The 13,448-nt window shown below is 51.0% G+C and carries 14 protein-coding genes and 1 other annotated feature; of the genes, 9 read left to right on the top strand and 5 right to left on the bottom strand.

Going from position 1 to position 13,448, the window contains the following annotated elements; genetic code table 11:
• Positions 1-27 precede the first annotated feature (27 nt).
• Positions 28-744 carry a two-component system response regulator ArcA gene (gene arcA / locus ACU8XX_RS20710; RefSeq protein WP_001194358.1) on the bottom strand — a complete coding sequence of 239 codons (717 nt, stop codon included), beginning with the start codon at positions 742-744 and terminating at the stop codon, positions 28-30.
• A 95-nt stretch (positions 745-839) separates the two neighbouring features.
• On the opposite strand from arcA, the gene yjjY reads away from it, so the two are divergent.
• The 7 genes from yjjY to ACU8XX_RS20675 all read left to right on the top strand — a co-directional run bounded on the left by yjjY (position 840) and on the right by ACU8XX_RS20675 (position 7,620).
• Positions 840-980 carry a YjjY family protein gene (gene yjjY / locus ACU8XX_RS20705; protein ID WP_001303782.1) on the top strand — a complete coding sequence of 47 codons (141 nt, stop codon included), beginning with the start codon at positions 840-842 and terminating at the stop codon, positions 978-980.
• A 399-nt stretch (positions 981-1,379) separates the two neighbouring features.
• Complete coding sequence (locus ACU8XX_RS20700) at positions 1,380-2,066, top strand: tRNA/rRNA methyltransferase (RefSeq protein ID WP_001223182.1); 687 nt, start codon at positions 1,380-1,382, stop codon at positions 2,064-2,066.
• Positions 2,067-2,279: 213 nt separating this feature from the next.
• Positions 2,280-2,345, top strand: a complete 66-nt coding sequence (thrL, locus tag ACU8XX_RS20695) for a thr operon leader peptide (RefSeq protein ID WP_001386572.1) — start codon at positions 2,280-2,282, stop codon at positions 2,343-2,345.
• Positions 2,281-2,400, top strand: a sequence feature (Thr leader region). It overlaps the preceding gene by 65 nt.
• 26 nt (positions 2,401-2,426) lie before the next feature.
• Positions 2,427-4,889 (top strand): bifunctional aspartate kinase/homoserine dehydrogenase I, encoded by a 2,463-nt coding sequence (gene thrA, locus ACU8XX_RS20690; protein ID WP_001264726.1) that lies wholly within the window; start codon positions 2,427-2,429, stop codon positions 4,887-4,889.
• 1 nt (position 4,890) lies between these two features.
• Entirely contained in the window at positions 4,891-5,823 is a 933-nt protein-coding gene (gene thrB, locus ACU8XX_RS20685; RefSeq protein WP_000241660.1) for a homoserine kinase, read from the top strand.
• Positions 5,824-7,110 (top strand): threonine synthase, encoded by a 1,287-nt coding sequence (gene thrC, locus ACU8XX_RS20680; protein ID WP_000781063.1) that lies wholly within the window; start codon positions 5,824-5,826, stop codon positions 7,108-7,110.
• Between the two features lie 213 nt (positions 7,111-7,323).
• Complete coding sequence (locus ACU8XX_RS20675; RefSeq protein ID WP_000738721.1) at positions 7,324-7,620, top strand: DUF2502 domain-containing protein; 297 nt, start codon at positions 7,324-7,326, stop codon at positions 7,618-7,620.
• A gap of 152 nt (positions 7,621-7,772) precedes the next feature.
• Here the strand turns inward: ACU8XX_RS20675 and yaaA are convergent, their stop codons facing one another.
• Positions 7,773-8,549 carry a peroxide stress protein YaaA gene (gene yaaA / locus ACU8XX_RS20670; protein ID WP_000906210.1) on the bottom strand — a complete coding sequence of 259 codons (777 nt, stop codon included), beginning with the start codon at positions 8,547-8,549 and terminating at the stop codon, positions 7,773-7,775.
• A 69-nt stretch (positions 8,550-8,618) separates the two neighbouring features.
• Positions 8,619-10,049: an alanine/glycine:cation symporter family protein gene (locus ACU8XX_RS20665; protein WP_016232447.1), complete on the bottom strand. Its 1,431-nt coding sequence runs from the start codon at positions 10,047-10,049 to the stop codon at positions 8,619-8,621.
• Positions 10,050-10,327: 278 nt separating this feature from the next.
• On the opposite strand from ACU8XX_RS20665, the gene tal reads away from it, so the two are divergent.
• Together tal and mog are read left to right on the top strand one after the other, a co-directional pair.
• Positions 10,328-11,281, top strand: a complete 954-nt coding sequence (gene tal / locus ACU8XX_RS20660; RefSeq protein WP_000130189.1) for a transaldolase — start codon at positions 10,328-10,330, stop codon at positions 11,279-11,281.
• Between the two features lie 114 nt (positions 11,282-11,395).
• The gene (mog, locus tag ACU8XX_RS20655; protein ID WP_001094682.1) at positions 11,396-11,983 is read left to right on the top strand and encodes a molybdopterin adenylyltransferase; all 588 of its coding nucleotides are present in this window, start codon (positions 11,396-11,398) and stop codon (positions 11,981-11,983) included.
• 34 nt (positions 11,984-12,017) lie between these two features.
• Here the strand turns inward: mog and satP are convergent, their stop codons facing one another.
• Both satP and msyB read right to left on the bottom strand, forming a co-directional pair.
• A complete protein-coding gene (satP, locus tag ACU8XX_RS20650; protein WP_000528538.1) occupies positions 12,018-12,584 on the bottom strand; it encodes an acetate uptake transporter in 567 nt (188 codons plus the stop codon).
• A 148-nt stretch (positions 12,585-12,732) separates the two neighbouring features.
• Entirely contained in the window at positions 12,733-13,446 is a 714-nt protein-coding gene (gene msyB, locus ACU8XX_RS20645) for an acidic protein MsyB (RefSeq protein WP_001102383.1), read from the bottom strand.
• Between the last annotated feature and the right edge of the window lie 2 nt (positions 13,447-13,448).

Below are 13,448 nucleotides of genomic sequence, written 5' to 3'. Positions count from 1 at the left end.
CATTTTTTTTGACGGTGGTAACGCCGATTAATCTTCCAGATCACCGCAGAAGCGATAACCTTCACCGTGGATGGTGGCGATGATTTCCGGCGTATCCGGCGTAGATTCGAAATGTTTACGAATACGGCGGATCGTCACGTCTACAGTACGGTCGTGTGGTTTCAGCTCACGGCCGGTCATTTTCTTCAGCAGTTCAGCACGGGACTGAATTTTGCCTGGGTTTTCACAGAAGTGAAGCATGGCGCGGAACTCGCTGCGCGGCAGCTTGTACTGCTCGCCATCAGGGCCGATCAACGAACGGCTGTTGATGTCCAGTTCCCAACCATTGAACTTGTAGCTTTCAACGCTACGACGTTCTTCGCTGACAGTACCCAGATTCATGGTACGGGACAGCAGGTTGCGTGCACGAATAGTCAGTTCACGCGGGTTGAACGGTTTGGTGATGTAGTCATCTGCACCGATTTCGAGGCCGAGAATTTTATCGACTTCGTTGTCACGGCCAGTCAGGAACATCAACGCAACATTCGCCTGCTCGCGCAGTTCACGCGCTAACAGAAGACCGTTCTTACCCGGCAGATTGATATCCATGATCACCAGGTTGATGTCATATTCAGAGAGGATCTGATGCATTTCCGCGCCATCTGTCGCTTCGAAAACATCATAGCCTTCCGCTTCGAAAATACTTTTCAACGTGTTGCGTGTTACCAACTCGTCTTCAACGATAAGAATGTGCGGGGTCTGCATGTTTGCTACCTAAATTGCCAACTAAATCGAAACAGGAAGTACAAAAGTCCCTGACCTGCCTGATGCATGCTGCAAATTAACATGATCGGCGTAACATGACTAAAGTACGTAATTGCGTTCTTGATGCACTTTCCATCAACGTCAACAACATCATTAGCTTGGTCGTGGGTACTTTCCCTCAGGACCCGACAGTGTCAAAAACGGCTGTCATCCTAACCATTTTAACAGCAACATAACAGGCTAAGAGGGGCCGGACACCCAATAAAACTACGCTTCGTTGACATATATCAAGTTCAATTGTAGCACGTTAACAGTTTGATGAAATCATCGTATCTAAATGCTAGCTTTCGTCACATTATTTTAATAATCCAACTAGTTGCATCATACAACTAATAAACGTGGTGAATCCAATTGTCGAGATTTATTTTTTATAAAATTATCCTAAGTAAACAGAAGGATATGTAGCATTTTTTAACAATTCAACCGTTAGTACAGTCAGGAAATAGTTTAGCCTTTTTTAAGCTAAGTAAAGGGCTTTTTCTGCGACTTACGTTAAGGATTTGTAAATTCGCACCGCGTAATAAGTTGACAGTGATCACCCTGTTCGCGGTCATTTGGTCAAGAAGAGTGGCAATATGCGTATAACGATTATTTTGGTCGCACCCGCCAGAGCAGAAAATATTGGGGCAGCGGCGCGGGCAATGAAAACGATGGGGTTTAGCGAACTGCGGATTGTCGATAGTCAGGCACATCTGGAGCCAGCCACTCGCTGGGTCGCACATGGATCTGGTGATATTATTGATAATATTAAAGTTTTCCCGACACTGGTTGAATCGTTACACGATGTCGATTTCACTGTCGCCACCACTGCGCGCAGTCGGGCGAAATATCATTACTACGCAACGCCAGTAGAACTGGTGCCGCTGTTAGAGGAAAAATCTTCATGGATGAGCCATGCCGCGCTGGTGTTTGGTCGCGAAGATTCCGGGCTGACTAACGAAGAGTTAGCGTTGGCTGACGTTCTTACTGGTGTGCCGATGGTGGCGGATTATCCTTCGCTCAATCTGGGGCAGGCAGTGATGGTCTATTGCTATCAATTAGCAACATTAATACAACAACCGACGAAAAGTGACACAACGGCAGACCAACATCAACTGCAAGCTTTACGCGAACGAGTCATGGCATTGCTGACGACTCTGGCAGTGGCAGATGACACAAAACTGGTCGACTGGTTACAACAACGTCTGGGGCTTTTAGAGCAGCGAGACACGGCAATGTTGCACCGTTTGCTGCATGATATTGAAAAAAATATCACCAAATAAAAAACGCCTTAGTAAGTATTTTTCAGCTTTTCATTCTGACTGCAATGGGCAATATGTCTCTGTGTGGATTAAAAAAAGAGTCTCTGACAGCAGCTTCTGAACTGGTTACCTGCCGTGAGTAAATTAAAATTTTATTGACTTAGGTCACTAAATACTTTAACCAATATAGGCATAGCGCACAGACAGATAAAAATTACAGAGTACACAACATCCATGAAACGCATTAGCACCACCATTACCACCACCATCACCATTACCACAGGTAACGGTGCGGGCTGACGCGTACAGGAAACACAGAAAAAAGCCCGCACCTGACAGTGCGGGCTTTTTTTTTCGACCAAAGGTAACGAGGTAACAACCATGCGAGTGTTGAAGTTCGGCGGTACATCAGTGGCAAATGCAGAACGTTTTCTGCGGGTTGCCGATATTCTGGAAAGCAATGCCAGGCAGGGGCAGGTGGCCACCGTCCTCTCTGCCCCCGCCAAAATCACCAACCACCTGGTGGCGATGATTGAAAAAACCATTAGCGGCCAGGATGCTTTACCCAATATCAGCGATGCCGAACGTATTTTTGCCGAACTTCTGACAGGACTCACCGCCGCCCAGCCGGGATTCCCGCTGGCGCAACTGAAAACTTTCGTCGACCAGGAATTTGCCCAAATAAAACATGTCCTGCATGGCATTAGTTTGTTGGGGCAGTGCCCGGATAGCATCAACGCTGCGCTGATTTGCCGTGGCGAGAAAATGTCGATCGCCATTATGGCCGGCGTGTTAGAAGCGCGTGGTCACAACGTTACCGTTATCGATCCGGTCGAAAAACTGCTGGCAGTGGGGCATTACCTCGAATCTACCGTCGATATTGCTGAGTCCACCCGCCGTATTGCGGCAAGTCGTATTCCGGCTGATCACATGGTGCTGATGGCAGGTTTCACCGCCGGTAATGAAAAAGGCGAACTGGTGGTGCTTGGACGCAACGGTTCCGACTACTCCGCGGCGGTGCTGGCTGCCTGTTTACGCGCCGATTGTTGCGAGATTTGGACGGACGTTGACGGGGTCTATACCTGCGACCCGCGTCAGGTGCCCGATGCGAGGTTGTTGAAGTCGATGTCCTACCAGGAAGCGATGGAGCTTTCCTACTTCGGCGCTAAAGTTCTTCACCCCCGCACCATTACCCCCATCGCCCAGTTCCAGATCCCTTGCCTGATTAAAAATACCGGAAATCCTCAAGCACCAGGTACGCTCATTGGTGCCAGCCGTGATGAAGACGAATTACCGGTCAAGGGCATTTCCAATCTGAATAACATGGCAATGTTCAGCGTTTCCGGCCCGGGGATGAAAGGAATGGTCGGCATGGCGGCGCGCGTGTTTGCAGCGATGTCACGCGCCCGTATTTCCGTGGTGCTGATTACGCAATCATCTTCCGAATACAGTATCAGTTTCTGCGTTCCGCAAAGCGACTGTGTGCGAGCTGAACGGGCAATGCAGGAAGAGTTCTACCTGGAACTGAAAGAAGGCTTACTGGAGCCGCTGGCGGTGACGGAACGGCTGGCCATTATCTCGGTGGTAGGTGATGGTATGCGCACCTTGCGTGGGATCTCGGCGAAATTCTTTGCCGCGCTGGCCCGCGCCAATATCAACATTGTCGCCATTGCTCAGGGATCTTCTGAACGCTCAATCTCTGTCGTGGTAAATAACGATGATGCGACCACTGGCGTGCGCGTTACTCATCAGATGCTGTTCAATACCGATCAGGTTATCGAAGTATTTGTGATTGGCGTCGGTGGCGTTGGCGGTGCGCTGCTGGAGCAACTGAAGCGTCAACAAAGCTGGCTGAAGAATAAACATATCGACTTACGTGTCTGCGGCGTTGCCAACTCGAAGGCTCTGCTTACCAATGTGCATGGCCTAAACCTGGAAAACTGGCAGGAAGAACTGGCGCAAGCCAAAGAGCCGTTTAATCTCGGGCGCTTAATTCGCCTCGTGAAAGAATATCATCTGCTAAACCCGGTCATTGTTGACTGCACCTCCAGCCAGGCAGTGGCGGATCAATATGCCGACTTCCTGCGCGAAGGTTTCCATGTGGTGACCCCGAACAAAAAGGCCAACACCTCGTCGATGGATTACTACCATCAGCTGCGTTACGCGGCGGAAAAATCACGGCGTAAATTCCTTTATGACACCAACGTCGGTGCGGGGTTGCCGGTCATTGAGAACTTGCAAAACCTGCTCAACGCGGGTGATGAATTGATGAAATTCTCTGGCATTCTTTCTGGTTCGCTTTCTTTCATCTTCGGTAAGTTAGACGAAGGGATGAGCTTCTCCGAGGCCACCACGCTGGCAAGAGAAATGGGCTATACCGAACCGGACCCGCGAGATGATCTTTCTGGTATGGATGTGGCGCGCAAGCTGTTGATTCTCGCCCGTGAAACAGGACGATCACTGGAACTGGCGGATATCGAAATCGAATCTGTGCTGCCCGCAGAGTTTAACGCGGAAGGCGATGTTGCGACTTTTATGGCGAATCTGTCACAGCTCGACGATCTCTTTGCCGCGCGCGTGGCGAAGGCCCGTGATGAAGGAAAAGTTTTGCGCTATGTTGGCAATATTGATGAAGATGGCGTCTGCCGCGTGAAGATTGCTGAAGTGGATGGCAACGATCCGCTGTTCAAAGTGAAAAACGGCGAAAACGCATTGGCCTTCTATAGCCACTATTATCAGCCACTGCCGCTGGTCCTGCGCGGATACGGTGCGGGTAATGACGTTACAGCTGCCGGTGTCTTTGCCGATCTGCTACGCACCCTCTCATGGAAGTTAGGAGTCTAAAATGGTTAAGGTTTATGCCCCGGCTTCCAGTGCCAATATGAGCGTCGGGTTTGATGTGCTCGGGGCGGCGGTGACACCCGTTGATGGTGCATTGCTCGGAGATGTAGTCACGGTTGAGGCGGCAGAGACATTCAGTCTCAACAACCTCGGACGCTTTGCCGATAAGCTGCCGTCAGAACCACGGGAAAATATCGTTTATCAGTGCTGGGAGCGTTTTTGCCAGGAGCTTGGCAAGCAAATTCCAGTGGCGATGACTCTGGAAAAGAATATGCCAATCGGTTCGGGCTTAGGCTCCAGCGCCTGTTCGGTGGTCGCGGCGCTGATGGCGATGAATGAACACTGTGGCAAGCCGCTTAATGACACTCGTTTGCTGGCTTTGATGGGCGAGCTGGAAGGACGAATCTCCGGCAGCATTCATTACGACAACGTGGCACCGTGTTTTCTTGGTGGTATGCAGTTGATGATCGAAGAAAACGACATCATCAGCCAGCAAGTGCCAGGGTTTGATGAGTGGCTGTGGGTGCTGGCGTATCCGGGGATTAAAGTCTCGACGGCAGAAGCCAGGGCTATTTTACCGGCGCAGTATCGCCGCCAGGATTGCATTGCGCACGGGCGACATCTGGCTGGCTTCATTCACGCCTGCTATTCCCGTCAGCCTGAGCTTGCCGCGAAGCTGATGAAAGATGTTATCGCTGAACCCTACCGTGAACGGTTACTGCCTGGCTTCCGGCAGGCGCGGCAGGCGGTTGCGGAAATCGGCGCGGTAGCGAGCGGTATCTCCGGCTCCGGCCCGACCTTGTTCGCTCTGTGTGACAAGCCGGATACCGCCCAGCGCGTTGCCGACTGGTTGGGTAAGAACTACCTGCAAAATCAGGAAGGTTTTGTTCATATTTGCCGGCTGGATACGGCGGGCGCACGAGTACTGGAAAACTAAATGAAACTCTACAATCTGAAAGATCACAATGAGCAGGTCAGCTTTGCGCAAGCCGTAACCCAGGGGTTGGGCAAAAATCAGGGGCTGTTTTTTCCGCACGACCTGCCGGAATTCAGCCTGACTGAAATTGATGAGATGCTGAAGCTGGATTTTGTCACCCGCAGTGCGAAGATCCTCTCGGCGTTTATTGGTGATGAAATCCCGCAGGAAATCCTGGAAGAGCGCGTGCGCGCGGCGTTTGCCTTCCCGGCTCCGGTCGCCAATGTTGAAAGCGATGTCGGTTGTCTGGAATTGTTCCACGGGCCAACGCTGGCATTTAAAGATTTCGGCGGTCGCTTTATGGCACAAATGCTGACCCATATTGCGGGCGATAAGCCAGTGACCATTCTGACCGCGACCTCCGGTGATACCGGAGCGGCAGTGGCTCATGCTTTCTACGGTTTACCGAATGTGAAAGTGGTTATCCTCTATCCACGAGGCAAAATCAGTCCACTGCAAGAAAAACTGTTCTGTACATTGGGCGGCAATATCGAAACTGTTGCCATCGACGGCGATTTCGATGCCTGTCAGGCGCTGGTGAAGCAGGCGTTTGATGATGAAGAGCTGAAAGTGGCGCTGGGGTTAAACTCAGCTAACTCGATTAACATCAGCCGTTTGCTGGCGCAGATTTGCTACTACTTTGAAGCAGTTGCGCAGCTGCCGCAGGAAGCGCGCAACCAGCTGGTTGTCTCGGTGCCAAGCGGAAACTTCGGCGATTTGACGGCGGGTCTGCTGGCGAAGTCACTCGGTCTGCCGGTGAAACGTTTTATTGCTGCGACCAACGTGAACGATACCGTGCCACGTTTCCTGCACGACGGTCAGTGGTCACCCAAAGCGACTCAGGCGACGTTATCCAACGCGATGGACGTGAGTCAGCCGAACAACTGGCCGCGTGTGGAAGAGTTGTTCCGCCGCAAAATCTGGCAACTGAAAGAGCTGGGTTATGCAGCCGTGGATGATGAAACCACGCAACAGACAATGCGTGAGTTAAAAGAACTGGGCTACACTTCGGAGCCGCACGCTGCCGTAGCGTATCGTGCGCTGCGTGACCAGTTGAATCCAGGCGAATATGGCTTGTTCCTCGGCACCGCGCATCCGGCGAAATTTAAAGAGAGCGTGGAAGCGATTCTCGGTGAAACGTTGGATCTGCCAAAAGAGCTGGCAGAACGTGCTGATTTACCCTTGCTTTCACATAATCTGCCCGCCGATTTTGCTGCGTTGCGTAAATTGATGATGAATCATCAGTAAAATCTATTCATTATCTCAATCAGGCCGGGTTTGCTTTTATGCAGCCCGGCTTTTTTATGAAGAAATTATGGAGAAAAACGACAGGGAAAAAGGAGAAATTCTCAATAAATGCGGTAACTTAGAGATTAGGATTGCGGAGAATAACAACCGCCGTTCTCATCGCGTAATCTCCGGATATCGACCCATAACGGGCAATGATAAAAGGAGTAACCTGTGAAAAAGATGCAATCTATCGTACTCGCACTTTCCCTGGTTCTGGTCGCTCCCATGGCAGCACAGGCTGCGGAAATTACGTTAGTCCCGTCAGTAAAATTACAGATAGGCGATCGTGATAATCGTGGCTATTACTGGGATGGAGGTCACTGGCGCGACCACGGCTGGTGGAAACAACATTATGAATGGCGAGGCAATCGCTGGCACCCACACGGACCGCCGCCACCGCCGCGTCACCATAAGAAAGCTCATCATGATCATCACGGCGGTCATGGTCCAGGCAAACATCACCGCTAAATGACAAATGCCGGGTAACAATCCGGCATTCAGCGCCTGATGCGACGCTGGCGCGTCTTATCAGGCCTACGTGAATTCTGCAATATATTGAATCTGCATGCTTTTGTAGGCCGGATAAGGCGTTCACGCCGCATCCGGCATTGACTGCAAACTTAACGCTGCTCGTAGCGTTTAAACACCAGTTCTCCATTGCTGGAGGAAGCTTCATCAAAGAAGTAACCTTCGCTATTAAAACCAGTCAGTTGCTCTGGTTTGGTCAGCCGATTTTCAATAATAAAACGACTCATCAGACCGCGTGCTTTCTTAGCGTAGAAGCTGATGATCTTAAATTTGCCGTTCTTCTCATCGAGGAACACCGGCTTGATAATCTCGGCATTCAATTTCTTCGGCTTCACCGATTTAAAATACTCATCTGACGCCAGATTAATCACCACATTATCGCCTTGTGCTGCGAGCGCCTCGTTCAGCTTGTTGGTGATGATATCTCCCCAGAATTGATACAGATCTTTCCCTCGGGCATTCTCAAGACGGATCCCCATTTCCAGACGATAAGGCTGCATTAAATCGAGCGGGCGCAGTACGCCATACAAGCCGGAAAGCATTCGCAAATGCTGTTGGGCAAAATCGAAATTGTCTTCGCTGAAAGTTTCGGCCTGCAAGCCGGTGTAGACATCACCTTTAAACGCCAGAATCGCCTGGCGGGCATTCTCCGGCGTGAAATCTGGCTGCCAGTCATGAAAGCGAGCGGCGTTGATACCCGCCAGTTTGTCGCTGATGCGCATCAGCGTGCTAATCTGCGGAGGCGTCAGTTTCCGCGCTTCATGGATCAACTGCTGGGAATTGTCTAACAGCTCCGGCAGCGTATAGCGCGTGGTGGTCAACGGGCTTTGGTAATCAAGCGTTTTCGCAGGTGAAATAAGAATCAGCATATCCAGTCCTTGCAGGAAATTTATGCCGACTTTAGCAAAAAAAGAGAATGAGTTGATCGATAGTTGTGATTACTCCTGCGAAACATCATCCCACGCGTCCGGAGAAAGCTGGCGGCCGATATCCGGATGACGCAACGGATCAAACACCGGGCGCACGCCGAGTTTACGCTGGCGTAGATAATCACTGGCAATGGTATGAACCACAGGCGAGAGCAGTAAAATGGCGGTCAAATTGGTAATAGCCATGCAGGCCATTATGATATCTGCCAGTTGCCACATCAGCGGAAGACTTAGCAAGGTGCCGCCGATGACCGTTGCGAAGGTGCAGATCCGCAAACACCAGATCGCTTTAGGGTTGTTCAGGCGTAAAAAGAAGAGATTGTTTTCGGCATAAATGTAGTTGGCAACGATGGAGCTGAAGGCAAACAGAATAACCACGAGGGTAACAAACTCAGCACCCCAGGAACCCATTAGCACCCGCATCGCCTTCTGGATAAGCTGAATACCTTCCAGCGGCATGTAGGTTGTGCCGTTACCCGCCAGTAATATCAGCATGGCGCTTGCCGTACAGATGACCAGGGTGTCGATAAAAATGCCAATCATCTGGACAATTCCTTGCGCTGCCGGATGCGGAGGCCAGGACGCCGCTGCCGCAGCCGCGTTTGGCGTCGAACCCATTCCCGCCTCATTGGAAAACATACTGCGCTGAAAACCGTTAGTAATCGCCTGGCTTAAGGTATATCCCGCCGCGCCGCCTGCCGCTTCCTGCCAGCCAAAAGCACTCTCAAAAATAGACCAAATGACGTGGGGAAGTTGCCCGATATTTATTACGCAAATCACCATGCTGGTCAGCACCCAGATTATCGCCATCAACGGGACAAAACCCTGCATGAGCCGGGCGACGCCATGAAGACCGCGAGTGATTGCCAGCAGAGCAAAGACAGCGAGAATAATGCCTGTCACCAGCGGGGGAAAATCAAAAGAAAAACTCAGGGCTCGGGCAACTGCGTTTGCCTGAACTCCGCTGAAAATTATGCCGTAGGCGATGAGCAAAAAGACGGCGAACAGAACGCCCATCCAGCGCATCCCCAGCCCGCGCGCCATATACCATGCCGGTCCGCCACGAAACTGCCCATTGACGTCACGTTCTTTATAAAGTTGTGCAAGGGAACATTCGGCAAACGAGGTCGCCATGCCGATAAACGCGGCAACCCACATCCAAAAGACGGCTCCAGGTCCACCGGCGGTAATTGCCAGCGCAACGCCGGCCAGGTTGCCGCTACCCACGCGCGCCGCAAGACTGGTACACAATGACTGAAATGAGGTTAAACCGCCTGGCTGTGGATGAATGCTATTTTTAAGACTTTTGCCAAACTGGCGGATGTAGCGAAACTGCACAAATCCGGTGCGAAAAGTGAACCAACAACCTGCGCCGAAGAGCAGGTAAATCATTACCGATCCCCAAAGGACGCTGTTAATAAAGGAGAAAAAATCTGGCATGCATATCCCTCTTATTGCCGGTCGCGATGACTTTCCTGTGTAAACGTTACCAATTGTTTAAGAAGTATATACGCTACGAGGTACTTGATAACTTCTGCGTAGCATACATGAGGTTTTGTATAAAAATGGCGGGCGATATCAACGCAGTGTCAGAAATCCGAAACAGTCTCGCCTGGCGATAACCGTCTTGTCGGCGGTTGCGCTGACGTTGCGTCGTGATATCATCAGGGCAGACCGGTTACATCCCCCTAACAAGCTGTTTAAAGAGAAATACTATCATGACGGACAAATTGACCTCCCTTCGTCAGTACACCACCGTAGTGGCCGACACTGGGGACATCGCGGCAATGAAGCTGTATCAACCGCAGGATGCCACAACCAACCCTTCTCTCATTCTTAACGCAGCGCAGATTCCGGAATACCGTAAGTTGATTGATGATGCTGTCGCCTGGGCGAAACAGCAGAGCAACGATCGCGCGCAGCAGATCGTGGACGCGACCGACAAACTGGCAGTAAATATTGGTCTGGAAATCCTGAAACTGGTTCCGGGCCGTATCTCAACTGAAGTTGATGCGCGTCTTTCCTATGACACCGAAGCGTCAATTGCGAAAGCAAAACGCCTGATCAAACTCTACAACGATGCTGGTATTAGCAACGATCGTATTCTGATCAAACTGGCTTCTACCTGGCAGGGTATCCGTGCTGCAGAACAGCTGGAAAAAGAAGGCATCAACTGTAACCTGACCCTGCTGTTCTCCTTCGCTCAGGCTCGTGCTTGTGCGGAAGCAGGCGTGTTCCTGATCTCGCCATTTGTTGGCCGTATTCTTGACTGGTACAAAGCGAATACTGATAAGAAAGAGTACGCTCCGGCAGAAGATCCGGGCGTGGTTTCTGTATCTGAAATCTACCAGTACTACAAAGAGCACGGTTATGAAACCGTGGTTATGGGCGCAAGCTTCCGTAACATCGGCGAAATTCTGGAACTGGCAGGCTGCGACCGTCTTACCATCGCACCTACACTGCTGAAAGAGCTGGCTGAGAGCGAAGGGGCTATCGAACGTAAACTGTCTTACACCGGCGAAGTGAAAGCGCGTCCGGCGCGTATCACTGAGTCCGAGTTCCTGTGGCAGCACAACCAGGATCCAATGGCAGTAGATAAGCTGGCGGAAGGTATCCGTAAGTTTGCTATTGACCAGGAAAAACTGGAAAAAATGATCGGCGATCTGCTGTAATCATTCTTAGCGTGACCGGGAAGTCGGTCACGCTACCTCTTCTGAAGCCTGTCTGTCACTCCCTTCGCAGTGTATCATTCTGTTTAACGAGACTGTTTAAACGGAAAAATCTTGATGAATACTTTACGTATTGGCTTAGTTTCCATCTCTGATCGCGCATCCAGCGGCGTTTATCAGGATAAAGGCATCCCTGCGCTGGAAGAATGGCTGACATCGGCGCTAACCACGCCGTTTGAACTGGAAACCCGCTTAATCCCCGATGAGCAGGCGATCATCGAGCAAACGTTGTGTGAGCTAGTGGATGAAATGAGTTGCCATCTGGTGCTCACCACGGGCGGAACTGGCCCGGCGCGTCGTGACGTAACGCCCGATGCGACGCTGGCAGTAGCGGACCGCGAGATGCCTGGCTTTGGTGAACAGATGCGCCAGATAAGCCTGCATTTTGTACCAACTGCGATCCTTTCGCGTCAGGTTGGTGTGATTCGCAAACAGGCGCTGATCCTTAACTTACCCGGTCAGCCGAAGTCTATTAAAGAGACGCTGGAAGGTGTGAAGGACGCTGCGGGTAACGTTGTGGTACACGGTATTTTTGCCAGCGTACCGTACTGCATTCAGTTGCTGGAAGGGCCATACGTTGAAACGGCACCAGAAGTGGTTGCTGCATTCAGACCGAAGAGTGCAAGACGCGACGTTAGCGAATAAAAAAATCCCCCCGAGCGGGGGGATCTCAAAACAATTAGTGGGATTCACCAATCGGCAGAACGGTGCGACCAAACTGCTCGTTCAGTACTTCACCCATCGCCAGATAGATTGCGCTGGCACCGCAGATCAGACCAATCCAGCCGGCAAAGTGGATGATTGCGGCGTTACCGGCAATGTTACCGATCGCCAGCAGGGCAAACAGCACGGTCAGGCTAAAGAAAACGAATTGCAGAACGCGTGCGCCTTTCAGCGTGCCGAAGAACATAAACAGCGTAAATACGCCCCACAGACCCAGGTAGACACCAAGGAACTGTGCATTTGGCGCATCGGTCAGACCCAGTTTCGGCATCAGCAGAATCGCAACCAGCGTCAGCCAGAAAGAACCGTAAGAGGTGAATGCGGTTAAACCGAAAGTGTTGCCTTTTTTGTACTCCAGCAGACCGGCAAAAATTTGCGCGATGCCGCCGTAGAAAATGCCCATGGCAAGAATAATACCGTCCAGAGCGAAATAACCCACGTTGTGCAGGTTAAGCAGAATGGTGGTCATGCCGAAGCCCATCAGGCCCAGCGGTGCCGGATTAGCCAACTTAGTGTTGCCCATAATTCCTCAAAAATCATCATCGAATGAATGGTGAAATAATTTCCCTGAATAACTGTAGTGTTTTCAGGGCGCGGCATAATAATCAGCCAGTGGGGCAGTGTCTACGATCTTTTGAGGGGAAAATGAAAATTTTCCCCGGTTTACGGTGTCAGACCTGAGTGGCGCTAACCATCCGGCGCAGGCAGGCGATTTGCAGTACGGCTGGAATTGTCACGCGATAGGCACTGCCGCTGACCGCTTTAACCCCATTTAATGCTGCGCCCACAGGGCCTCCCAGACCCGCGCCGCGCAGCAAACCATGCCCAAGCACGCTCATTGCTGCGTGGGTGCGTAAAATGCGGGTCAGTTGGCTGGAAAGCAAATGCGACACGCCTTTTGCCAATAATTTGTCTTTCATCAGCAGCGGCAGCAGCTCTTCCAGCTCATTCACCCTGGCATCGACCGCGTGCAGAAACTCCTGCTTATGTTCCTCGTCCATATTCTTCCAGGTGTTACGCAGAAATTGTTCCAGTAACTGTTGCTCAATCTCAAACGTAGACATCTCTTTGTCGGCTTTCAGCTTCAATCGTTTTGAAACATCGAGCAAAATGGCCCGATACAATTTACCGTGTCCGCGCAGTTTGTTGGCGATACTATCGCCACCAAAATGCTGTAATTCTCCAGCAATCAGCTGCCAGTTGCGGCGATGTTGCTCGGGATGCCCTTCCATCGATTTAAACAGTTCGTTGCGCATCAGTACGCTGGAGAGGCGAGTTTTGCCTTTTTCATTATGGGTGAGCAATCGGGCGAAATTTGCCAACTGTTCCTCACTACAATGCTGAAGAAAATCCAGATCTGAATCATTCAGGTAATTAACATTCATTT

The sequence above is a fragment of the Escherichia sp. MAL-1 genome, assembly GCF_052948035.1.
This window is presented reverse-complemented; position numbering and strand designations above follow the sequence as displayed.

Coding starts and splice junctions, on each gene's coding strand:
- arcA (WP_001194358.1), bottom strand. CDS start 744: ATGCAGACCCCGCACATTCTTATCGTTGAAGACGAGTTGGTAACACGC.
- yjjY (WP_001303782.1), top strand. CDS start 840: ATGACTAAAGTACGTAATTGCGTTCTTGATGCACTTTCCATCAACGTC.
- ACU8XX_RS20700 (WP_001223182.1), top strand. CDS start 1,380: ATGCGTATAACGATTATTTTGGTCGCACCCGCCAGAGCAGAAAATATT.
- thrA (WP_001264726.1), top strand. CDS start 2,427: ATGCGAGTGTTGAAGTTCGGCGGTACATCAGTGGCAAATGCAGAACGT.
- thrB (WP_000241660.1), top strand. CDS start 4,891: ATGGTTAAGGTTTATGCCCCGGCTTCCAGTGCCAATATGAGCGTCGGG.
- thrC (WP_000781063.1), top strand. CDS start 5,824: ATGAAACTCTACAATCTGAAAGATCACAATGAGCAGGTCAGCTTTGCG.
- yaaA (WP_000906210.1), bottom strand. CDS start 8,549: ATGCTGATTCTTATTTCACCTGCGAAAACGCTTGATTACCAAAGCCCG.
- ACU8XX_RS20665 (WP_016232447.1), bottom strand. CDS start 10,049: ATGCCAGATTTTTTCTCCTTTATTAACAGCGTCCTTTGGGGATCGGTA.
- tal (WP_000130189.1), top strand. CDS start 10,328: ATGACGGACAAATTGACCTCCCTTCGTCAGTACACCACCGTAGTGGCC.
- mog (WP_001094682.1), top strand. CDS start 11,396: ATGAATACTTTACGTATTGGCTTAGTTTCCATCTCTGATCGCGCATCC.
- satP (WP_000528538.1), bottom strand. CDS start 12,584: ATGGGCAACACTAAGTTGGCTAATCCGGCACCGCTGGGCCTGATGGGC.
- msyB (WP_001102383.1), bottom strand. CDS start 13,446: ATGAATGTTAATTACCTGAATGATTCAGATCTGGATTTTCTTCAGCAT.